Source organism: Paenibacillus sp. MSJ-34 (genome assembly GCF_018918005.1).
Classification (GTDB): Bacteria; Bacillota; Bacilli; order Paenibacillales; family Paenibacillaceae; genus MSJ-34.
The window spans coordinates 68,159-90,094 of the sequence record NZ_JAHLPR010000028.1; the positions used below are offsets into that span (position 1 = coordinate 68,159).

Genomic DNA, 21,936 nt, shown 5'->3' on the forward strand with positions numbered 1-21,936 from the left:
AGACAAAACTTAGCGAACCGGATCGGATCGTTTAGGCTGGCGCTGTTGTGACAGGTTCCGGTTCATTCTCTGGGTTGTTTGTTGAAAAGCTTCCTTCATGAGCGTCAACTCGGCACGGACTTGCTGCGGTTCCATCCCGTTCAACCTCTCCGGCGCTCGATCAAAACGGAAGGTATCGGTTGCAACGCCAAATTGCCTGCATAACACATAAGAAGCGGAGTAGGCAAAAAACTCGTTATCCGAGCGGTTGTACCGTCCATCGCCGCTATCCAGTTCAGCATGTGTCAGTTCTTGGGCAAGCGCTCGAAAAATATCGCTGGCCTCAAGCCCGCGACGAATGGTAATGTTTTTTGGTTCTGGCTGATAGAGCGCATGCTTTTCCGATGGCAACGAATCACCAATGCCAATCGGAACGGGGGCGCGGTCAATTAATGCTTTAATACGGGCGCGATCATCCGGGAATACCGGTTCTTCCCGTTTCAACACGGCGGTCGTTTGAGCAATATCAAACATCTTTTTCGGATTGTAGCTGATACCGGTGCTGCCATCCTGCTTTTGATAGGTTTCGCCCGGTTCCAGAATGTAAAACCCTGTTTCCTTTCGACGAACGAATACCCCTTGTTCCTTCCATGTGTCAAAATCGGCAATGCGAGTCGCGTTTGGCCGCTGCGCCAGAAGCAGCAGCGCATTGGCCACGCTATAGCGGTCAAAGCGGCTCTGGACATCCAAATATTGCTGGAACGCCTCACCGTTCTGCATCACCGACAAGGTGGTGGCATCAATCGTATCATATGTCCATTGCCGCAGCTCCTGTTTCTTTTGCACCCATGCTTCTTTATCGAAGGATGGTTCGGTTGTACGGAAAGAAGAGGAAGCCGCAGCATCCTGTCGTAATAAATCATCCAGTTCGCTCATTTGGCTTTCCCTCGCTTTCGACCTTTTGCTTTGTTGGCTTGTTGTTTATCGGCGGCTATCCGCTCCTTTCGAGACGGCAACGGCTCCGCTTGTTCCCGCGGCTGTCTGTCTTTCTCCCATTTCCTTTGCTGGCGGTTCTCTTCGCGTATTTCCCGCAATAATTGACGGACGGACACTCGCTCCGGCTCTTGACGAGAAGGTGGATCAGTATCCCTTGCGGTAACCTCGTTGCGCTCGAAGGTATTCTCGGACGGATGGGACGTTTCCGCCGGTTCCTTCTCCGCTGTTGAATGGTCGTCCTCCGATGGAGTCGGCTCCGGCAGTTCGGACTTTCCCATCAATTCATCCAACAAGTCGTCTGTATTCCTTTCTTCTGCGATTTCCTTCGGCAGCTCTTGTTCCTGAACTTGCTCGTGACCTGGTTCATGTCCTTGTTCCACAGCAGGCGCTTCGGACATTCCACTGGATTTTTCAATTTCACTCTTAATTTTGGCGGTATCCACAGTGGCCAAGTGGAAACGCTCCACGATCCGATTGATTTTGGACGCATCCTCCGCCCGGACCATCACATCGCACATCCCGTCCACGTTCTTTTTGTCGCGCAAAGCACAGTACAACACGCCATACCGCTTGGCTTCCTTGCAGAAGGTTGCCAGGTCTTCGTTCTTGACCGCAAATACCTTTAATTCTTTCCCGCTGCGCAGCAAACTCTCCAAGCGGATGCTGCCCTTTGTTCGTTTCTGTCCTTGCAAGGCCGCAAACAAATATACCGCCAAATGCTTAGCGCCTTCGCCGGAAATCTTGGCCATGACTTCGATGCTTTTCAAGCTCATGTTGACGACCTGATTGGCGGCTTCCGTTTCGGTACTCATCGAAAATTTCCTCCTTTCGATCCTGTGCGCCACTTCTGTTTAACGTCTCTCGTAATTCTCCTGATCGCTCCAAAATGCCTTGAACCAGCTTCACCTCCTTTCGAAGCGAGGCAAGCCGTTTAGAACAAACAGCAATTTGCGTTTTGTATTGTTCTCGCTGGCCAGCATCCTTGCAGCGGCGAATTCGGTTGTACAACGACTTGCGCTTCTGGTGCAGAGATTGGATTTGTTCCTCCAACCCGTCATGAAAAGTGAGAAGCTCCTCTTGATGGGTGAGGCGGTACTTGCATAGCAGCTTGGTTTGCTCCATCAATACCGACAAGTATCTCAAATCCTCCCGAAGCCTGAAGGATGGCTTTTTGACAGGCTTTCGTTTTCCAGGAAGCACACCCATTTCAAACAAGTAGCGGATATATAAAGCTTGCAAACCGCGCAACTTGCGACCAGCCCGAACATAACCCTTACACACGGCACGTCGTCTGCGAACATGGTGTGGCTTCTCCCGTTCAGGTATCCGGTTTCGCAATATTCGCTGCTTGATCGCTTCCTCGGTGTAGCCATCGCCTAGACTGCGCAAACGGACAAAGCGTGTCTTTCCAGGCGGCCGTATCGCCACATGTTTGACCGCCGTTTTAAGCTCATAGCCTTGCTTTTGTAAATGGGCAAAAAACTGTGTCATCGTCATGGAAGATGCGATAGCCTGATCGATGTCCTGCCGAATTAGCCCTCTCCATGTTGGCTTTCGCTCACGTTCCGCTTTCCATTCTCCATAATGCTTGGCTTTGCCCGATTCGGGATGCTCGATCACCGACAAGTGATGTTCCTGGCAAAGCCGGTCGGATGTCTGTCTCAGCAGGGCATAGGAAGCTTTGTTGTCGTAATACCGTTTCCCATCCACAAAGGAAACCGAGTTTAACACAAAGTGATTGTGCACATGCTGTTTATCCAAATGGGTCGATATGACGACTTCAAAGCGCTCCCCCCACAACTCCTGTGCCAGTTTAACACCGATGGTATGGGCGATTTGCGGCGTTGTCTCACCCGGCGCAAACGCTTGATAGGCGTGAAAGGCCAATATGCCGTCCGTCTTAAAAAACTGCCGCTTCGTCCGCTGCATCTGCTCATAAGCCGTTGACGGATCGCAGTTGACACCGCTGACATATAGTTGCTTCTCCGTCTTGGCATCCGCCTGTGTATATACGAGTACCTGCTCCAAACCTCCGCCTTCGCTACGTTCTGCTGTCTTGTCAGGATTTGCGGCGTAATCCAGCACCCGCTTAAGCCTGTCGGTCACACCCCAGATTGCGGTCGTTGCCACGCGAAATTCCCCCCTTACGGCGGATGCACATTTGGATTCACTGGTGGTCTTCGTTCCGGTTCGGTTACAGCCTGTTGAATCTGCTGGACTGCGCGGCGCAAGCGGTCGGCTTCCACCTGAAATGCAGCCCGTTCCAGATGTCCAGTCGTATGGGCCTTCACAGTGAGTTGATTCAGGTTATTCCCAATAGCGTTCAGTTCACGCATCATCGCGTAATATTCCAGCGGCGGTAGCGGTTTGGGAATATACCCATTGATCAATGCCCGAATGTACGCTTCCCGAGAAAGTCCCGTTTTTTTCACTTCTCTCATTAGTCGCTTATGTTCGCTTTCGTCTAAGCGAACCAGAAAAGAGATTGGTCGTTTCCTCATTTGCATCACCCCTTTCCGAACATGAGCTTCCGACAGAAAATTTCAACGCTGCGGATCAAATCGAGCATCAAACAATTGCATCGTGCGAACGGGGTCTTAGGGGCTGTGCCACTAACAAGCGAATTTGGATATCCAAATTCAGTGCTTGCTACAACACGAGACAGTCGTCTCGCGTTGCCTTCAAAAGCACCCGCCGGGAACAAGAGAGAACCCCAAAAACACAAAAAGACGCCGATCCGCTCAGCGCCTTCCTTCGAACTTTTTTGTTATCTCACCAACCAGCGATAATCCTGACGGCAGTCTACAATGTAATCGACATACACGATTTCATCCTGAATTTGATATAACACCAGATACCATTTTTCCACGAACATCTTGTGGTACTTGTTGGACGGAATAAATTCCGCTTCCAGAAAAGGATAGCGCTCCGGCATTCGCGCCAAGGAACGTATCGCTTGCAGTAATTCGTTTTTCGTTTTTCGCGCCGCATCCGGACTTTTCTCCGCAAGAAATCGCACATGAGTCGCCAGCATTTGGCGGGCGCGATCGGAGACGATGATCTTATAACGGGGCATCTTTTCCATGCTGCACCTCGTCAATAATGCCCTCCAGGTAAGCGTCCAGTTCATCCGGCGTCACGCCAACACGGCCCGCCAAACGATCTTCTTGCACAGCGAGCAGTTCTTCACGCAGCTTTAACATCTTCTCGCGACGGGAAAACGTATCAATGTCCATTACGACAAGATCGCCTTCACCGTTCTTGGTCAGATAAACCGGTTCCCCGGATGTTTTGCATAGATCGGCGATTTCATTATAGTTTTGCCGGATACTGGCGGAAGGTTTGATAATCATCTTGGTCACTCCTTGCATAGCTGTATATTGATTTTATTATACCTATTACATGCTATACAATCAATGCGGCTGCACTTATCCCCATCTATTCACATCTTATCCACATGCTGTGATAAATTTCATTAGCCCAGAAAGAAAAGACGCCAACCGTTCAGCGTCTACCGCTATCGGGATGGTTCACCGCGTCTTCTTCGGAATTCCATCAAATCGTTGTTTACATCCTTTCCGAACTTAGGCGGCTCATCGGATATGAGAAGGGCGGGGGAGAGGAGCCTCTGTATCGTGGCTGCCGCCAATCGCCCCGGCTCATCATTGTCCAGGTGCAGGACAAGTCGATTCACCTGGGGAAAGCACTGCAAGTAATGCGTTAGGGCAGACGGGGGAGTAGAGTCCTTCCCATTTGTCCTGGGCCTGTATATTCCGGCCAGCGACAGCTTATGCGCCTGCCGCCAATCCCGGCCAGCGAGATGTTCCAGCGTACAGTAGGATAAGAGATCAATAGCGCTCTCAAACAGATGCAGTTCCGTACAGTTTCCCGATGCCGGAATGGAAAACGAATACCGCTTGTCGCTGCCAGCGGCTTCCCCCATATAACGAGTGCTTGTCGTACCGCGTATCGCCGCATAGCGCGGCGTTCCTTGCTCATCGAAACCGACGAATACCGCGTTGTGATAGCGGCGGCTTTCATACAAACGCCCCGTTTCGAGACAGTAGTCGATCAACGTGCGATGGATACCACGTTTGCTGAGATAGGCCATGACGCGATGCGATGTACGATTCGGTTCAGGAAGTTCAAACCGCGCTGGAGATGAGCGTTGTTGCAAAGATTGCGAAAATGCAGGTGCGCTGCCTGGATGAACGCCTTCCATTTGCAGCACCGCATCGGGAAAAGACATGCCCCGCACTTTGATCAAATAGTCCAGCGCCGAGCGCCCGCCGATCCCCCTTGACCACCAGTACCATTTGCCGTTGGAAATTTTCAAGCTGTCGTGTGTCCGGGTGGTGTAGACATTGCGGGAGCATCGGACCAGTTCTGCCGGCTCGTACATTTGCAAATATGTGAGCAGGTCCAGTCTTTTGGCACGTTCGATCTGTTCCTTGTTTACATAGCTCATTGCCGCAGCTCCTTTTGGAAATCCAGGCAGCGTCCGATGGGGTTATGGTTCATCGTGCCTTCCCCCTCTTTTTGGGGTACGTATAAGCTCTGCCTTCCTTCAACTTCGTAACGCCTTTCTTGTTCATGAATGCGTCTAAATCGCCTTCATGAACTTGACTGGTCACCCCGTTTGAGTCGCGGATGTAATCATGCGTGTCGCCAAATCCGTTTTTCTCTTTGGATATCAACTCCAACGATGGCACGGTTTCTCCCTCCTCGATCAAGCTGGTTCCGTAACCAAAAGGCGGCAAAATCGGACAAAAGCATCCGCCGCTTGGGCCGGCATACAACATGTTCATTCCTCCGGAAACGAGAAAAGGACCCCAAAACCGGAGTCCCATTCGTCATGAAATTGATAATTTTAACAAGTGTGCGATCTTCGACCTGTGAAATGCTCGCACCGATACCATGTTCTTCTCCGTAATGGTCAGCATGAAGTTCCCTTTCAGGGGGGAACAACGGTGTCAGGCCGTTATCGCCCACGGCCCACCACTCGCCGTTCGGGCGCTTCCGGTTCTTCGTCCGGAACGCTGTCCACGGCTTCATTCTCCCGCTTATCCATATTTAGCAGGGCATTCAGTTCCGCGAGTCGCGCCGATTTCGTTAGCAGCTCCTGTTCTTTCTCGAAAGGAGCTTCGACTTGTTCCTTCGCTGTTTCCATCTGCTGGAGCAGCGTGGAGAGTTGCTGGCGGCTATGTTCCAGTTTGGCTGGCAAATCCGCCAACATATTGTTCAACCGGGTGATGTTGCCGCCTGCATCCATCCCTAGCGAGACGGTATGGCCCAATGCGCCGCGCAGGGTCGCCTTGTATTCTTTATGGAAGCTGTCAAAGGATAACCATAGGGAAAAACCGAGATAACTGCCCGCCTCCTGCGGCTCGGATGAAGTCATTCCCTTGCACGCCTCCAGCAAGGCCGCGCCTGCTGCCGCTCTCTCCGTGTAGGTAAAATCCTTAATGACCATACCTGGGAACTTGGATTCATCCGTTCCCTCCGGCATAGCCGATTTGGAACGCAGATATAGAGCGACATCCTGTTCATACCCGGCAATTCGATCTTCTGTAGATTTGACTTGTTGCGGCAATACTTTCAGCAACCGATCCTCCAATGCGTAGCGTTGGCTCAAGTGATTAGCCTTGAGCAGCTTAAGCTTGGAAACCTGGATATCCAGGTCCATCTTCTCTTTGATATACGGATTACCGGTTGCCAGCGCCTTGACTTCGGCATAAGAAAGGGCTGCTTCATCGATATCCTCGGCAGAACGTACCGGCGATTTACTGGTCATGATTTGCGAGATAAAGCGCTGTTTATTCTCCAGCGTCTGATACAAATAAGCGTCGAACGTGTTCTCCGTCACATACCGAAAAATGTGTACCTCGCTATTCTCATTGCCTTGCCGGATAATGCGTCCGCTTCGCTGCTCCAGGTCGCGCGGGCGCCAAGGGCAATCGAGATCATGAAGCGCAATCAGCTTCGTTTGCACATTGGTGCCCGCCCCCATTTTAAATGTCGATCCGAGCAGTATACGAATCTGGCCAGTCCGCACCTTGGCGAACAGTTCCTTTTTCTTCACCTCGGTGTTGGCATCGTGAATGTACGCAATCTCCTCGGTAGGCACCCCTTTCTCTGTCAGCTTGCGTCGCAGTTCGTCATACACATTGAACGTTCCGTCTTGCTTTGGGATGGATAGATCGCAAAACACCAGTTGGGCTAGCCGCTTTTCCTCGTGTTCCTTCCATAGCCGAAACACATTGTCCGCACAAACGCTCACTTTACTGCCTTCGTCATCGGGCAACATCGGATTGGCCAGCCGTTGATCCAGTGCCAGCTTACGCCCATCATTCGTAATCTTGAGCATATTGTCTTCGTGCGGCTCTACTTCCTTGGCTCGCACCCGCTCAGCACGGTGGGCGAGATCCGCGACCATTTCCCGCTGGAAGTCGCTTGGCGGCACGGCAACATTGTGGAAATGGGATTTCGGTACGGGAAGCTGGAGCATGTCCGCCGTCTGGATGTCAGCCACTTCCTTGAACATATTCATCAGTTCCGGCAAATTGTAAAAACGGGCAAACCGGGTTTTCGCTCGATAGCCCGTTCCTTCCGGTGCAGTTTGTCAAGGAGGTTTTTACTGATCGCATTTGTATAAAGCCCTTCATTGTGACTAGGCAAGGCCAATCTTAAGCCATCGAAAATTTCCCAACTGTTTGTTTCAATTGGGCCGCCATTTCAGCCAAAGATTCGGCTGATGTTAAAATCCTGTCCATTTCTTTTAATTGTTCTTTAGTAGATATTGCCGCATGATTCGCCTTATCGGAGGTGCCTGTTGCAATTCCGGATAGTTCAGTAACGCTGGCGCTTACTTCCTCGGAACTTGCCGCCATTTGTTCGGCAGTTGCGGCAACTTCCTCAATATGTACAGAAACATTTTTGACGGCATCCAGTATCTTTTCAAAGGCTTCCCCTGAATAAATCGCAATTTCAATTCCCTTTTGGACTTCTTGTACTCCCTTTTTCATGGATTGTACCGCGTCGGTAGAAACTCGATCCACTTGACCAATGATCTCGCTGATTTGGGCTGCGGAATTTTCCGTTTGACTCGCCAATTTCTTAACTTCATTCGCGACAACAGCAAAACCTTTGCCGTCTTCCCCCGCTCTGGCTGCTTCAATCGAGGCGTTCAAGGCCAATAAACTGGTTTGAGAAGCAATTTCGCTAATCATCTTGGTGATACCTGTTATTTTCTCTGACAACTCGCTCATTTTATAAATAATGGAGGCGGAATCGTTGACGGATTGACTGATGTCCTGCATTTGATCTTTCACCCGATTGATCGCTTCGTTACCTTTTTCTGCTTCGGAAAGTGTCGTTAAGGACAACTCTGATACGAAAGAAGAGGTTTCAGCGATTTTCTGCACGCCAGCAGCCATTTCTTCTAATGCCCTGCTGCTTTCTTGAGAAACGGCGACCTGTGTTTCCGCTCCTTTAGCCATGCCGTTTACATTTTCGACGATGGGGTCAAATGACTGCACGACCGACTTGGAAACATGGGATAATTGATCGGAGGCTTGTGCGACAAAATCCGAAGCATGATTCATATCGACAATGAGATTTCGTAGGTTTTCAATCATTTGATTAAAAGAACTGGAGAGCTGTCCGAGTTCATCTTTGGATCGATAGGAAACTTGCACCTTTAGATTCCCTTTAGAAACTTCTTGGGTAGCTGTCAACACCGTCTTTAGGGGTTTAATAATAAAAAATTGGACAAATAGCAGTATGATACACGTCGTCACGATGAGATTCATGGAGGCCGTCAAATATATCCCAATATTCCCGGTCAAAACCCGATTGGCAATGGTATTCAAATAGGCCGATATTGGAGAAGAAACAAGGATGCTCAGAATGATAATAGCCGCAATCTTTAGCCGTAGACCAATCGTTACTTTCGCAATATTAACCACCTTTGCAAGACTTTCAATGGACTGCGAGACTTTGTTTTCTTTTATCATGGTTGGGATTCCTCCTACTAAAATGGTAGATCAGTGATTACACTAAACATCTGTTTTTTACACATTTATTATACCAGCTATTAGCAATTAAGTCGCATATTGCTCACGATCAAAAATAGTCTTTTACAATCGTCACAATGCTGAAGGGCCTCCCGTACCATGATTCCTAACCAGTAACAGAGCTGGATATCATCAAAATTTATTTTTTCAATTATTTTAGGCTATAATCACGTTACGCTTATCAAATTGGACGTTTTTTTTTATCATGCTGTCTATTGAATTGGCCCGGAGCCACCTGGGGGATATTCAGATATTTCGTGCCACTAAATTTTTTCTTTCCTGCCGTCAACCGAATATAAAATATACTCAAACGATCTTTCATATTGTCATCTAATGCCTTTATTACCGGCCGAGAAAAAATCAGCGCGCATCGTGGCGGCTTCGTTCCCGCTTTTTCCGCCATTCTTCCAATAATTTCAGTATGGTCTTTTCCATCTGCTGTGCCGTGTAGCCCTTTGGAAAGAAGTCCTTGATGCTTTCCTTTTTCAACTTGATTTGCTCTTTCTGATTGGCTTTTTCCTCCGTCATGATATCGAAAATAACGTTCATATCGAGTAGGCCATCAGTACTTAGTTTTTTCATCCGCTGTGCCTGCGAAAGTGACGGTGTGCGGTCTTCACTTTCCATCGTTTCAAGCAAGTCTGTCTGTTCTTGCTCGGTTAAGTAAGACAATTCGACGGCAGGGCTAAAAGCTATTTTTCCATTGTCCACCATATCGAGAATGGGCGGTATCAACTTGGTCAGCCGAACAAAGCGCTGTACTTGCGTTGCACTTGTCCCAACATCATGAGCCACACATTCGCGCGACTTGTGTCCGATTCGGTCAGAAGTTGCAGATTCGACTAAATCATTACGTTGTCTCTGCGCTTTGATGGCTTCCAGTTTCATTTTGTAGGCAAAGGCTTTTTCGGACGGCAACACATGCTCACGATGGAGGTTACTGTCCACCAAGGCAATAATGGCGGCGTATCGGTCCATTTCACGAACAAAGGCAGGAACTATATCAATCCCCGCCTTTTCACAGGCTGCCTTCCGGCGATGACCTGATATAATTTCATAGCCCCCCTCGGTTCTTTGGCGTACTACCAGCGGCGAAATAACTCCGTACATCTTTATACTTTCGGACAAGGCTTGCAGTTCCTCATTGTCCGCCACTTTATAGGGATTTTCGTGAAAAGAATACAACTGGTCTATGGGAATTGCTGTAACGTTTTCTTTCATCCGTTCCACTCCTTCTTCTTCGGCGAGTTCTTGAGTTCTACCTTGAGACCACTGTCTTGTGTTGTAGCAAGCACTGAATTTGGATATCCAAATTCGCTTGTTAGGGGCAGCGCCCCTAATACCCCTCCGTTTTCCCGCCGGCATTTGGTCCCGTTAGCTGAACGTGGTTCATGATGAACGGTACCTGATTCGAACAGAAACCGCTTCTTCCCGTCAATAACGAGCAGGGGGGGCTCTAAATAAAAAGCGCCAAAACGTGTCGACTTGCCGTTCCAGCGCCAGTATCGCCTCAAAAGAAAAAAGACCGCCACTTATGGCAGTCCTTCACGATATGATTCCATCGGTTTCCTATTTTGTTTGCGTATTACCGAGTAACTGCACCGCCAGTATAAAACCGCATTGCAGTCCAATTTCCATATACACATCTTCGCAGGTGCCCGCATAGTTATAAACCTTTTTGGTTACTTCCTCGTGTTCATCCATATTGGGGAACTTTTGCTCTATAAGCTCCATGGCAGAATTATGCACTTCGTCAATCCGTTCCTTGTGGCTCTTCGGATAGTTATAGTCCATAGTAGTGGTGTAAAATTGCTCCGGGCTTCTTGACAAGGGAAGCCACGGTATGATTTCTACTAAAGTGACGCAACTCTACTTTAGAAGGAGGATCAAACCGTGGCTTCTATAGATAGAATGTCACTTTTGGAGCTTTTACGCAAGTCTGGTTCTGATGGTGATGTAGACTTTCTCAAAGAAGCCTTGAATGTGCTTGTTCATTCCTTGATGGAGGCGGAAGTAGCGGCCCAGATCGGTGCCGAGCGTTATGAACGAAACACGGAAAGAAGCAACCAGCGCAACGGTTACCGGCAACGGGAATGGCATACACGGGTCGGAACACTCGATCTGAATATTCCGAAGCTTCGCAAAGGCAGCTACTTCCCTTCCCTGCTTGAACCCCGGAAGCGTGCGGAAAAGGCATTGCTTTCCGTTGTGCAGGAGGCGTACATACACGGCGTCAGTACACGAAAAGTAGATGAACTCGTTGAATCCCTAGGCATGAAAGGCATTAGCAAAAGCGAAGTCTCCCGGATCTGCAAAGAGCTGGATGATGTCGTAATGGCCTTTAAGGAGCGCCCGCTCGAAGGGCAATTCCCTTATGTCTGGTTGGATGCCACGTTCCCCAAAGTACGTGAGGGCGGCCGGGTACGCAGCATGGCGCTTATCGTGGCCATCGGTATCCGGGAGACCGGTGACCGGGAAGTTCTCGGTTTTGATCTTGGCATGAGCGAGGACGGCTCATTTTGGCTTGAGTTTCTACGGAAACTGGTCGCTCGGGGACTTCGAGGTGTGCAATTAGCGATTAGTGATGCTCATGAAGGGTTGCGCAGAGCGATTGGGCAGGTTCTGGTGGGCGCCACTTGGCAGCGTTGCCGTGTTCACTTCATGCGCAATGTCCTGAGCCAGGTACCGAAGTCGTCGCAATCGATGGTATCGTCGATCATCCGGACGATTTTTGCGCAACCGAGCCAAGAGGCGGCTGTATTGCAACTCCGACAAGTCGCCCAGCAACTTCGTGGTAAGTTCCCGAAAGCCATGGATATTCTTGAGCAGGCAGAAAGTGACGTACTGGCCTACATGGCCTTTCCCAGAGAGCATTGGCGGCAGATTCATTCCACCAACCCACTGGAGCGCTTGAATCGGGAAATCCGCCGACGTTCTGATGTGGTAGGGATATTCCCGAATCGGGAATCCGCTATCCGATTGATCGGTGCCATCTTGATCGAACAGCAAGATGAATGGACCGTCGCACGCCGTTATTTTAGTCTTGAATCCATGGCCAAAATCGTCAACGGGGAGCAACTTCCTCTTGCATCCACCACACTCTTGCAGAAGTAAATATCTGGGTCACGCGGTAGAAATCGATTTTACACCACTTGACGGGACACTACCCTTCGGATTGATGTCGGTGCCTGCCGCGCCACGTAGCAAATATTCACGAATACACTGAATGTGGGCCCTCTCAAGGATTTCTGACATATGGTTCATTTCTATCATCACCTCCTGTTGATTCGTATAGCAATGAAATCAATCACATTGTAATCCCATGACACTTTACAGACAAAGCTACCATGCTCCGCCACCGCTGCGGCAGTGTGAAATTGGGGGATTGGGGGTGCAGCCCTCAACAAGCAAATTTGGGAGACCAGATTCAGTGCTTGCTGCAACGCGAGACAACCATCTCGCGTTGCGAACATCAATCTGAAGCGTGATTATCTTTCAGAAATGCGCTTTTCGAAAATATTGTTGTTGAAATAAAAATCTATCAATTGGATCGTCTATTAATGCCATTTTAGAATGTAAAGTAACACAAAAAGCTAGGAATATATCTCCCAGCTTTTTGTCCGCGAAAATATGCCGCACCTTTTACGAGGAAAGGTATTGGACGATAACTGTTTTGACGACCTTTAATGAAAATATGTTTTGGTGTCGGGAGCGCTTTCCCGGCATTTTTTTAATTCCCGTCGATATTTTGCTTCAAGTATAAAACAGATAACCCATGACAAAATACCCGCTATTAAGTAAATCACTCTCGCCCATGTAGGCATTTCTAGCCACGTGAAATAAAACATTCCATCACCCCAGTAGTTCCATTTTCCTACAAATATACCATAGAACCAAAATTATACGAATATCGCATAAATGTCAATATACCAAAACCGCATAAAGTAGTATTGGTTTGGGTGATAGACATGTACAGAAAGGTAAGGGATTTACGAGAAGATAAAGACATTACACAACAACAAATGGCGGAACACTTAAATATTACTCAAGCCACATATTCCCACTACGAAAGCGGTGATTTGGATATTCCAACATCTGTTTTAATAAAACTTTCAAAGTTCCATAAAGTAAGTGTCGATTATTTATTAGGGCTGACCGATAACCCCAAACCTTACGGGCGTATTCGAGAACAGGATTAACTATGGCATTTAAAATTGTGTGAACGCTTCCCCAACGTTCCTTATCCCCCGCTAGGCGCGTCCCATCCGAAGTATCATCCTAATCAGCTTATAAACTGCTTTACGTCAGTTTCTGCTCTTTTTAACAGAATAACCTGACGCACCAAATCCAGCTTTTCAACGTCGTAGCCGGCATTATAGATGATGTTGGCTAATGGACGATTCTTCCGCGGATACCAGTACGTCCTGTAATTGTACGCAGTCGCCGTCAGTCTTCTCCCAATGACCCTCTCAATTTCAGAAATGGTCAATTGAAGCGAGACGGCACTCTGCTGTTCCAAATACTGCTTAAGAGGCGCATAAGCTTTCATGGCCTTTTTTGAAACGTTTTTTTGCAGGGTACTGCTAACAGGGAAGACGTTATTTTTTTCTCCCGGTAACTCCACTAGCCCCACAAAGTTAAAATAAATATCCACCTTTTGCGTGGTCGTGTAGCGGTTGCTTCTAGCCCTTTCGTGAACAACTACCTTTTCCACAAATTCATTCAGTATTGGCGTAGTAAGTTCCTCAAAATCGGTGTAACGATCAACCAAGTCGAGGAATCGATCTGCATTGACCGTCTGCTTCTCCATGTTGTCAATCTCGCTCTGTAAGCGCTCGATAGTCTGCTCTAGTTCTTCCTGCTCTCGTTCATAATCGCTGGATAGCTTCTCGAAACGCTTGTCCGATAGCTTTCCGCTCAAATTGTCTTCGTACAGCTTACGAATGATATTATCAAGCTCATTACTCCGCTTCCGGTAAGCGATCAGCTTCCTCCGTTGTTGCTTTGCCGTTTTATCCTGCCGCTCGGAGGTACTATCCGTAACCATACGAATAAATTCTTGCTTGTTTGTCCTTGCAAAAGAGCTAACCTCCCGAAGCGCATTTAGAATCAGCGTCTCGACAACTGGAACGCGGATATAATGCATCGAGCAACTACGGGTTTGGGAGCGGTAGCTGGAGCAATAGTATTCGTTCTTGGAGCTTCTACCCGGTCGCTTGTCATGGGAGCGGTCATGGGTCATTTTCGCGCCGCAATCGGCGCAATAAAGAAGCCCTGTCAGCCTGCTTGGCTTTCCTTTCTTATCAGGCTTACGCACCGTTCGACGCAGCCGCTGGGCATTGTGCCACGTTTCCGGGTCGATGATGGGTTCATGCGTATTTTCAAAGATTACCCGTTCTTCCGGCGCTGTCGCCTTGGATCGTTTGTCTTTGTAGGATACGGTATGAGTCTTGAAAGCTACGGTATGGCCCATGTATTCCATGCGTTCAAGGATTTTGGCCACCACGCCGCCGCGCCAACGGTACGGGTCTTGATAATGCTTGTGCCTTTGATTATCTGCCCCGATGCGTTCCCAATGAGCGGAAGGAATAAGCACCCTGTCAGCAGTCAATATATCAGAGATTTGGTAGACGCCATACCCTTCGATTACAAGTCGGAAAATGCGCTGCACAACCTCCGCAGCTTCCACGTCCACAATCCATTTTTGCTTGTCCTGCGGATCGCGCAGATAGCCATAAGGCGTTGATGGCGATATGCGCTTGCCCTCCATAGCCCTAGCCCGGAAAACCGCCCGGATTTTACGGCTGGTGTCCCGCGCCGTCCATTCATTCATGATGTTGCGAAAGGGGGTAAAGTCGTTGTCCCCGTTGTCGCTGTCCACATTGTCATTGACTGCGATAAAGCGTATGCCGCTTTTGAAAAATTCCTCCGTGTACATGCCAACGCGCAAATAATCACGCCCGACTCGCGACATGTCCTTGACGATGATTGCGCCGACTTTTCCCTGCTCAACTTCTGCCATGAGCTGTTTCCAGCCAGGTCTTTCAAAGTTCGTGCCTGAATAGCCGTCGTCTGTGAAGTGAACAAGTTTCTTGAAGCCGTTATTCCTTGCGTAATCCTCCAACATCTTCTTCTGATTGACTATGCTGTTGCTGTCTCCCTGTAATTCGTCATCTCTCGAAAGGCGTTCGTACAGGGCGGTGATTTTCTCATTTGACTGTCTAAGCATAATAGCTCCTTTCAGACAGTCAACTCATTTGTGGCTGGTGTCATTTTATCATGCATTCAGTTGCCGCCTCCATTGTGCCGTTTATTCCGTCAGGCGGCGTTGCAAATCGTTGCGGACAAGACGCAGTATCTTGTCATTCATGTTTTCCTTGCTAGTCTTACTGAAATGAATCGTCACATCGTAGGTCGTTGAGCCAATTTTGCAGGATAACCTGCGCGCGGCGACGGGTAAATCGGGTTTCGGCGACACAGCATCCGGATTTTGATATTCGGTCATGTAACGGCTCCTTTCATTCCTAATACGCTGCATGCGCTTAGCGCAGCCTACAGCGCCATTTCAGAGCTTAAAAGGCACACAAAAAAGGCTGAACAAGACAGATCGCCACGCCTGCGCCATTGGCAATCTTCTTTTCAGCCTGTATGATAAGAGTTATTCTCGTATTGGTATATTTCTTCGCAAGCTTCCAGCATTTATCGGTACACTTGCAAAATCTATGTCCTTCATTTAGCCAAAATTCATTTCGCCACAAATGAGTTGACCATCAGCTAGATTTGGGTTTTACCCTCCACCACAGCTTACACCTTCCGGTGCCAGTTCAATCGCCGTGACCGTCTCGCCAAACGTCGAAGCCCAGGAATCAAAATGTTGCAATCCTTGCTTTCGCAGCCGCTCATATTGCAAGTAGCGCTGCATCGTATACATTTCCGTAATGGAATTGGAGATCGGCGTACCCGTCGCAAAGATGATACCCCGGCCTCCGGTCAGTTCGTCCAGATAGCGGCATTTGGCAAACATGTCCGACGACTTCTGCGCTTCGGTTTGCGACAGTCCGGCCACATTGCGCATTTTCGTGTAAAGAAACAGGTTTTTGTACGAATCGGCCTCGTCCACGAATAGCCGATCCACTCCCAGCTCCTCGAAGGTGACCACATCATCCTTGCGGCTGGTATCGTTCAGCTTTGCCAGCTTGGTTTGCAGCGTCTTCCTCGTCTTCTCCAGTTGCTTGATCGCGTACCGTTCGCCCTTGGCCTCCTTCAGCTCGCGAATGCCGCTTGTGATCTCGTAAATTTGTTCCTCCAGTTGTTGACGTTGGCGCTCCATCGATATGGGAATTTTCTCAAACTGCGAATGTCCGATGATGATCGCGTCATAGTCGCCGGTGGCAATCCGCGCGCAAAACTTCTTCCGGTTCTTTGTTTCAAAGTCCTTCTTGGTCGCTACCAGAATATTGGCCGATGGATAGAGCTGCAAAAACTCCGCTGCCCACTGCTCCGTCAAATGATTAGGAACAACGAACATGCTTTTGCTGCATAAGCCAAGATGCTTGCTTTCCATGGCCGCAGCGGTCATGGCAAACGTTTTGCCTGCGCCTACACAATGAGCAAAAAGGGAATTGCCTCCATACAGCGCCCGGGCAACCGCATTGACTTGATGTTGGCGCAGCCGGATTTCCGGATTCATTCCCGTAAACCGAATATGACTGCCATCGTACTCGCGCGGGCGGATCGCATTGAAACGATCATTGTACAAACGCGTTAATCGTTCCCTCCTCTGCGGGTCTTTCCAAATCCAATCGCGGAACGCTTCTTTCAGCATCTCCTGCTTTTGTTGGGCAATTGCGGTCTCTTGCTTGTTCAAAACGCGCTTTTCCACGCCATTCTCCAGCACGGTATCGAAAATGCGCACATCTCGCAAATTTAAGGTATCTTCCAAAATCTTATACGCATTCACACGATTCGTTCCGAAGGTCACGTTGGCTTTAATGTTGTTGCTGCGGTCATTGCTTTTCCCTCGGACATTCCAGGCAGCTGTATATTCGGAATACAAGACGTCGATAGACTGCCGGAACATGTATGGCGTGTCCACCAGTTCGAATATAAACTCCCGGATCACTTCCGGAGGAAGCCACGTCGCTCCTAACCGCACATCAATCTCGGAAGCATCCAAATCTTTCGGCTGCACCGCTTCTAATGCTTTGACATTTTCGCCATACCGCTCTGCATCCACTTCGGCGGCACGCCGTGCAATCAGAAGTTTGTCACGAACGTTGCCAGACAAATAAGCATCCGCCGTTTCAAAAACCGGCTGTCCTTTCTCATCCAGTCTTTCCGGGTTGGGGAAGATCACGCCGCGCAACTCCTGAACAAGCTGTTCCGTTGTCATGCCGGTCAATTCTTGCATATAGGGGAGATCGACACGTGCTTTTTCTCCAATGGAGACGCCCAGCGCTTCCTCTGCCGTTTCCACATGCCGAACGGTCGTGCGCTGCCGAATCGTACGCTTCGTGAACATATCGGCTTTGCGTAGCAGCTTCCCTTCCTCGTCGAGCACTTCCAATGAACAAAGTAAAAAATAGGCGCTATCGTCGGCGAATGCCAGGCTGTTGGCGCGGCTGTTGATCAGACCGTATTGGGCGGTAAAACGATCATACTGCGCATTCAATTTCCGCTGCTGTTCCCGGATCTCTTCGTCGCTATAATCTTCCGTCTGGTATTCGATCAGTTCGCGCACCGTATCCCGCAATCGGATCATACCTTTGATTCGCCCGGCGGCCGTGGCCGACGTGTCCACTCGGTGCATCCGGCTGTTTTCGCGGTAATACAGTTGGCCGTCCACAAGGGTATAACTGAAATTGCGCACGGTCGGATCGGCCGGGAGGGACGTGTCCTCTTCATCCGGCATCACCTCACGCTCTACCTCTTCCCAGTCGGCATCAATATTGGTCAATGCTTCTCCCAGCAGTTCGCTTAAATTAGCATCCGGGTACGGGTTGCAGGTCGTCTCCTGCCTATTGCCATACATCCGATCATCAAACGCCATCGTGCCCAGCACCATGTCAGGATGCGCAGCAAAGTACGCATTGATCGGCACGCCTTCGGCTGTCTCTGCCAAGCCAATCCATTCCGCACTTTGTTCGGTGACGGTCACCATTCGGTCGCGCTTTTGCAGAAACAAAATATCCGCTGTCACTTCCGTTCCGGCGTTGGACTGAAAAGCGTTGTTTGGCAAACGAACTGCGCCCAGCAGTTCTGCCCGTTCCGCAATATACTTGCGGACAGCCGGGTTCTGTTTATCCATTGTGCCTTTGGATGTAATAAAGGCAATAATGCCGCCCGGACGCACTTTATCCAATGTTTTCGCAAAGAAATAATCGTGAATGAGAAACTTGTGCTTGTCATAGCGTTTGTCCGCCACACCATACCCGCCGAAAGGAACATTCCCTATGGCCAAATCAAAAAAACTATCCGGCAAAGCGGTTTCCTCATACCCACTGATCGCAATCGTCGCCTGCGGGTAAAGCTGCTTGGCGATGCGACCTGTGATGCTGTCCAGTTCTACACCAAATAGCTGAGAGTCTTGAAACGACTCCGGAACTAACCCGAAGAAATTGCCAATCCCGCAGGACGGCTCTAAAATATTGCCGTTGCGAAAGCCCATCCTTTCCAGACAACCATAGATTGCTTTAATGGCAACTGGAGACGTATAGTGAGCGTTCAGCGTTGATGCACGAGCGGACGCATATTCGTCCGGCTCCAGCAACGATTGCAGCTCGGCATATTCGGCCGTCCATTGCGCGTTCGCTTCGTCAAATACTTGTGGGATTCCGCCCCATCCGACATAGCGGGCGAGAACGACCTGTTCATCCGCAGTTGCCTGGCGCTCTTCTTGCTCCAATTGTTTGAGTAAGCGAATCGCGGCTACATTAAAACCATACTTAACCTTGGCTCCGCCATGCCCTAACTGGTCATCGGTGATACGGTAATTCACCGCAGACGTTTGCGGTGCAACAGACCGTACATCCTCGACAGCGGAAGGAGCAGAGGATGCTTCCTCATTATGCGCCTCATCCGATACTTGTTCGGTTAACTGAAGGGATGCCGAGGCAGACTTCGGCTCATCTCCATCGGAAAGCTCCAGCTCCATTTCTTTTTCGGCAGGTTCCTCCGCTTCGGTTTCCACTCCTTGTTCATCAGTTAGCAGATGATCATTAAGCGGATTTTCACGCAGGATGCGTTCAAAATTTCGGCGTTCCAGTTCCTTTGTGAAAAGCGGAAAATGAACATCCCGCAACATCACGTTACCGTTTTCCACCAGCAAAATCTCATATTCGTCCGCGCCGAAAAAGACCGTATCGCCGGGCGCATAGGCATAACGCGCCTGCTTCCGATCCATCGTCTCCGACTGCTGTGAGGAGGAGGGCTGTTCTTGTTCCAACCGTTCGCGAGCAGACGCTTCTTCGGCCATCTGCCCGCGGCGCTCCTCCTGTTGCTCGGCAAAAGCAGGAAGTCGTTCCGTTTCCAAACGATTCAGATAACGTCCCGCCGCCAGCAACTCGCCGATTCGCTTCTGTACCTTCATCCAAGGCAACACCAGCTTTTGCTCTTGATCCGTCATTGAACGTCGGGTCAACGTGATGCCTTTGCTATCATGGTGCTCATAAATATCCGTGCCGATCAGTACAGGGGCGCGCCCGCCCGTGCCGTATTCCCGTTTCAAAAATTCGGCGTTTTCTTTTGTCGATAACGATTGCTGAAAATACAAAGCAATGCGATATTTGCTGTTAGCAAAGCCGCTGCCTTGTTGGAGAATCGCATCGATCAACGCCTGCGGCCAGACAAAAGCGGAGGCTGTATCCGCCTCCGCCTGTTCCATAAATAAGGTTTGCTGCTGAACCGATGGCTTCGTCTTTCGCGCCGGGTCAAATTCGTTAAGTACTATCATACTGTTGATATGGCCGACGATCACTTCCCAATCATAAAAACTTTGTGCGGTTGGTTCGTTTGCCGGACCCGTCCAAAGATGGAGCACATTGCGATACGGTTCATACCCGATAAGAAGGTCTTCGTCCAGCGTAAGCTCGGTCTGACCCGGCGCAAACAGGCTTCGCACATACAACGCCCGCTCGTCTTCATTTTCATGCGCGGCAAAAAAAGCCTCGATTTCCGACTTGCTTTTCAATAAAGGAGCAGTGCGCAGCAGATCGTTGATGGCGTTATGGTCATGAAAAAACGGAAGACTCCGATCTTCCGTTTTTCGATCATACCATTTTAGTTGTAAATCAGTTCCGTCAGAATGGTCTCCTCCGCCTGTTGCTTCAGGCTGTTCATGTAACCCGTCCAGCCCAGCGGATCGCTCGCTTTGTCCGGGGCCGGGTGCAGACGGAGCAGTTCGTTCATCGTCTGTTCGAGCTGCGTCCGCGCCGACCGGTCGATTTCCGTCAGATGCTGGTGCAGTTCGCCCGAGAGCATCAGGCTGGCGTATGTGCCTTTCTTCTCGGTTTTCAGGTAGTTTTTGCGCAACATCCCATACTTGCCGATCAGTTGATGATCCTCGGTCAGTGTCAGGTCGGGCAGCAGATAGTCCCCTTGACGGGTGTAAGTCACTTCCATGTTCATCCATCCTTTCTGGCAATCGTTTAGCTTCATTTTGCGTCAAGGCCGTTTCTCTTGCAACGGTGCGAACGTCTCTAGCCTGTGAAGTCTGACGTTCTACACGCCGCTGCACCCGTATCGTCGATTCGATTTCCCGCAGCATCATCTCCGCGATGTCGCTGATCGCTGCTCCAAACTGCGAAAGAGCGGGCAGTGTATTGAAATTCCCGATGCCTGAAAGGTCCTCCCGTCCAATATAGTGAGAGGCGTCCATACCACAGCGGGTTAGCGCCATATAGGCAACGGAATGATACGCGGTCTGACGGAACAGCACTTCCACAGGTTGGCGTTCCAGTTCTTCAAGCAGACTGCCCTCAAGCTCTCGAACCAGCGAATCCACATAATTCGAACTGTTGTCATCCACCGCGTTCCGTGCTGCGCTCAGCAGCGCATTCGGCCATGCCGCATCCGGTTCCTGCTCGCCAAACGCATTGTTCAACGTTTCCGTAACGACCGCTATATCGCCCGGCTCCATGCGCCAAAGCGAGACCGGTCGAGGATCTCGGCTTTGCGTGTCCGAGATATCAAACACATGCCGTAACCCAAAATGGTTGCCCCGGTCTTCGATAAGTGCAATACCTTTCGCCCCGCGTTTGACCCAACGGTTGAGCCGCTTGTTCCAGACGTCGATGGATGCGCAAGCTGTAGCATCGGGCCGCTGTGCATAGATTAATAACTGATCTTGAAACGGATACTTGTAGTTCCACGCCGCTGTCGATAAAAAATCCGCCCAACGGTCGGGATGTTCCACAACCGTGCGGGCGGCATGAACGGACAAATCAACGATATGCTGTATTTTCGAGGTCAACGGTACCTTTCTCCTTTCATAAGATCGTAATCTGATTGGCCAGTTGAATCCCCTCCTCCGAATAGCGGGTCATGATCCGAATCAAGCCCTTACTCTGCAAACGGTGCAAGTTTCGACATACCGTCGAAGGAGAAAAACCTACATCGATTGCCATTTTTGTACTGGACAGGTAGACCAACTTGTGTCGCCCGCCCGTACTATCCAGCAAATAGCCGTACAACAGCTTTGCAGCTGGCGGGACGGCTGCTCCCGCGATCAGCTTGTAGCGTGCTAGATCATTCATTGTACGTCCTCCTCATATAGTATTTCTTGAAGGCAGTTTTGAGTTTACTTCCAGTCCCCTAGGGGACTGGCGGCCGCCTTCAAAATTTCCAGTTGATCTTTGAAAAATAAATTTGGGACTGGACTTTCCGGAAT

At 49.7% G+C, this 21,936-nt stretch carries 17 protein-coding genes; 2 read left to right on the forward strand and 15 right to left on the reverse strand.

What is annotated here, in order from left to right; all coding sequences use genetic code 11:
* Positions 1 to 9: 9 nt before the first annotated feature.
* From KQI79_RS15280 to KQI79_RS15330, 11 genes are all read right to left on the reverse strand, one after another.
* A complete protein-coding gene (locus KQI79_RS15280; protein WP_216539111.1) occupies positions 10 to 915 on the reverse strand; it encodes an ArdC-like ssDNA-binding domain-containing protein in 906 nt (301 codons plus the stop codon).
* Positions 912 to 1,787: a DUF3801 domain-containing protein gene (locus KQI79_RS15285; protein ID WP_054819553.1), complete on the reverse strand. Its 876-nt coding sequence runs from the start codon at positions 1,785 to 1,787 to the stop codon at positions 912 to 914. Before KQI79_RS15285 ends, KQI79_RS15280 begins: the two co-directional genes overlap by 4 nt.
* Complete coding sequence (locus KQI79_RS15290; protein WP_216539112.1) at positions 1,696 to 3,105, reverse strand: relaxase/mobilization nuclease domain-containing protein; 1,410 nt, start codon at positions 3,103 to 3,105, stop codon at positions 1,696 to 1,698. The genes KQI79_RS15285 and KQI79_RS15290 overlap by 92 nt, the downstream gene beginning before the upstream one ends.
* Positions 3,106 to 3,119: 14 nt before the next feature.
* Positions 3,120 to 3,476, reverse strand: a complete 357-nt coding sequence (locus tag KQI79_RS15295; protein ID WP_010274554.1) for a plasmid mobilization protein — start codon at positions 3,474 to 3,476, stop codon at positions 3,120 to 3,122.
* A 266-nt stretch (positions 3,477 to 3,742) separates the two neighbouring features.
* On the reverse strand, positions 3,743 to 4,060 hold the full coding sequence (locus KQI79_RS15300; RefSeq protein WP_007130979.1) for a type II toxin-antitoxin system RelE/ParE family toxin: 318 nt from the start codon (positions 4,058 to 4,060) through the stop codon (positions 3,743 to 3,745).
* Entirely contained in the window at positions 4,038 to 4,328 is a 291-nt protein-coding gene (locus tag KQI79_RS15305) for a type II toxin-antitoxin system Phd/YefM family antitoxin (protein WP_007130980.1), read from the reverse strand. The genes KQI79_RS15300 and KQI79_RS15305 overlap by 23 nt, the downstream gene beginning before the upstream one ends.
* Before the next feature lie 164 nt (positions 4,329 to 4,492).
* Positions 4,493 to 5,443 carry a DUF3991 domain-containing protein gene (locus KQI79_RS15310; protein WP_216539113.1) on the reverse strand — a complete coding sequence of 317 codons (951 nt, stop codon included), beginning with the start codon at positions 5,441 to 5,443 and terminating at the stop codon, positions 4,493 to 4,495.
* A 49-nt stretch (positions 5,444 to 5,492) separates the two neighbouring features.
* A complete protein-coding gene (locus tag KQI79_RS15315) occupies positions 5,493 to 5,777 on the reverse strand; it encodes a hypothetical protein (protein ID WP_216539114.1) in 285 nt (94 codons plus the stop codon).
* 179 nt (positions 5,778 to 5,956) lie between these two features.
* The gene (locus KQI79_RS15320; RefSeq protein ID WP_253298172.1) at positions 5,957 to 7,519 is read right to left on the reverse strand and encodes a helicase C-terminal domain-containing protein; all 1,563 of its coding nucleotides are present in this window, start codon (positions 7,517 to 7,519) and stop codon (positions 5,957 to 5,959) included.
* A gap of 142 nt (positions 7,520 to 7,661) precedes the next feature.
* Positions 7,662 to 8,990, reverse strand: coding sequence for a methyl-accepting chemotaxis protein (locus KQI79_RS15325; protein WP_216539116.1), 1,329 nt, complete (start codon positions 8,988 to 8,990; stop codon positions 7,662 to 7,664).
* Between the two features lie 420 nt (positions 8,991 to 9,410).
* Entirely contained in the window at positions 9,411 to 10,271 is an 861-nt protein-coding gene (locus tag KQI79_RS15330; RefSeq protein WP_010274562.1) for a ParB/RepB/Spo0J family partition protein, read from the reverse strand.
* A gap of 690 nt (positions 10,272 to 10,961) precedes the next feature.
* Here KQI79_RS15330 and KQI79_RS15335 point away from each other — a divergent pair.
* Both KQI79_RS15335 and KQI79_RS15340 read left to right on the forward strand, forming a co-directional pair.
* Entirely contained in the window at positions 10,962 to 12,164 is a 1,203-nt protein-coding gene (locus KQI79_RS15335) for an IS256 family transposase (protein WP_187373801.1), read from the forward strand.
* Between the two features lie 854 nt (positions 12,165 to 13,018).
* The gene (locus KQI79_RS15340; protein WP_216539117.1) at positions 13,019 to 13,249 is read left to right on the forward strand and encodes a helix-turn-helix domain-containing protein; all 231 of its coding nucleotides are present in this window, start codon (positions 13,019 to 13,021) and stop codon (positions 13,247 to 13,249) included.
* A gap of 83 nt (positions 13,250 to 13,332) precedes the next feature.
* On the opposite strand, the gene KQI79_RS15345 is transcribed toward KQI79_RS15340, so the two are convergent.
* The 4 genes from KQI79_RS15345 to KQI79_RS15360 all read right to left on the reverse strand — a co-directional run bounded on the left by KQI79_RS15345 (position 13,333) and on the right by KQI79_RS15360 (position 21,802).
* Positions 13,333 to 15,279, reverse strand: coding sequence for a recombinase family protein (locus tag KQI79_RS15345; protein ID WP_216539118.1), 1,947 nt, complete (start codon positions 15,277 to 15,279; stop codon positions 13,333 to 13,335).
* A gap of 81 nt (positions 15,280 to 15,360) precedes the next feature.
* A complete protein-coding gene (locus KQI79_RS15350) occupies positions 15,361 to 15,555 on the reverse strand; it encodes a transposon-encoded TnpW family protein (RefSeq protein WP_010274578.1) in 195 nt (64 codons plus the stop codon).
* Between the two features lie 282 nt (positions 15,556 to 15,837).
* Positions 15,838 to 21,519 carry a DEAD/DEAH box helicase family protein gene (locus tag KQI79_RS28480; RefSeq protein WP_483311394.1) on the reverse strand — a complete coding sequence of 1,894 codons (5,682 nt, stop codon included), beginning with the start codon at positions 21,517 to 21,519 and terminating at the stop codon, positions 15,838 to 15,840.
* A 16-nt stretch (positions 21,520 to 21,535) separates the two neighbouring features.
* The gene (locus KQI79_RS15360; protein ID WP_055109595.1) at positions 21,536 to 21,802 is read right to left on the reverse strand and encodes a helix-turn-helix domain-containing protein; all 267 of its coding nucleotides are present in this window, start codon (positions 21,800 to 21,802) and stop codon (positions 21,536 to 21,538) included.
* Positions 21,803 to 21,936 lie beyond the last annotated feature (134 nt).

Excerpts from the sequence above, each read along its gene's own strand:
- KQI79_RS15305 (WP_007130980.1), bottom strand. The coding sequence starts at position 4,328 with ATGATTATCAAACCTTCCGCCAGTATCCGGCAAAACTATAATGAAATC.
- KQI79_RS15320 (WP_253298172.1), bottom strand. The coding sequence starts at position 7,519 with ATGTTCAAGGAAGTGGCTGACATCCAGACGGCGGACATGCTCCAGCTT.
- KQI79_RS15345 (WP_216539118.1), bottom strand. The coding sequence starts at position 15,279 with ATGCTTAGACAGTCAAATGAGAAAATCACCGCCCTGTACGAACGCCTT.
- KQI79_RS15360 (WP_055109595.1), bottom strand. The coding sequence starts at position 21,802 with ATGAATGATCTAGCACGCTACAAGCTGATCGCGGGAGCAGCCGTCCCG.
- KQI79_RS15340 (WP_216539117.1), top strand. The coding sequence starts at position 13,019 with ATGTACAGAAAGGTAAGGGATTTACGAGAAGATAAAGACATTACACAA.
- KQI79_RS15280 (WP_216539111.1), bottom strand. The coding sequence starts at position 915 with ATGAGCGAACTGGATGATTTATTACGACAGGATGCTGCGGCTTCCTCT.
- KQI79_RS15300 (WP_007130979.1), bottom strand. The coding sequence starts at position 4,060 with ATGGAAAAGATGCCCCGTTATAAGATCATCGTCTCCGATCGCGCCCGC.
- KQI79_RS15330 (WP_010274562.1), bottom strand. The coding sequence starts at position 10,271 with ATGAAAGAAAACGTTACAGCAATTCCCATAGACCAGTTGTATTCTTTT.
- KQI79_RS15325 (WP_216539116.1), bottom strand. The coding sequence starts at position 8,990 with ATGATAAAAGAAAACAAAGTCTCGCAGTCCATTGAAAGTCTTGCAAAG.
- KQI79_RS15350 (WP_010274578.1), bottom strand. The coding sequence starts at position 15,555 with ATGACCGAATATCAAAATCCGGATGCTGTGTCGCCGAAACCCGATTTA.
- KQI79_RS15310 (WP_216539113.1), bottom strand. The coding sequence starts at position 5,443 with ATGAGCTATGTAAACAAGGAACAGATCGAACGTGCCAAAAGACTGGAC.
- KQI79_RS15295 (WP_010274554.1), bottom strand. The coding sequence starts at position 3,476 with ATGAGGAAACGACCAATCTCTTTTCTGGTTCGCTTAGACGAAAGCGAA.
- KQI79_RS15315 (WP_216539114.1), bottom strand. The coding sequence starts at position 5,777 with ATGTTGTATGCCGGCCCAAGCGGCGGATGCTTTTGTCCGATTTTGCCG.
- KQI79_RS15285 (WP_054819553.1), bottom strand. The coding sequence starts at position 1,787 with ATGAGTACCGAAACGGAAGCCGCCAATCAGGTCGTCAACATGAGCTTG.
- KQI79_RS15335 (WP_187373801.1), top strand. The coding sequence starts at position 10,962 with ATGTCACTTTTGGAGCTTTTACGCAAGTCTGGTTCTGATGGTGATGTA.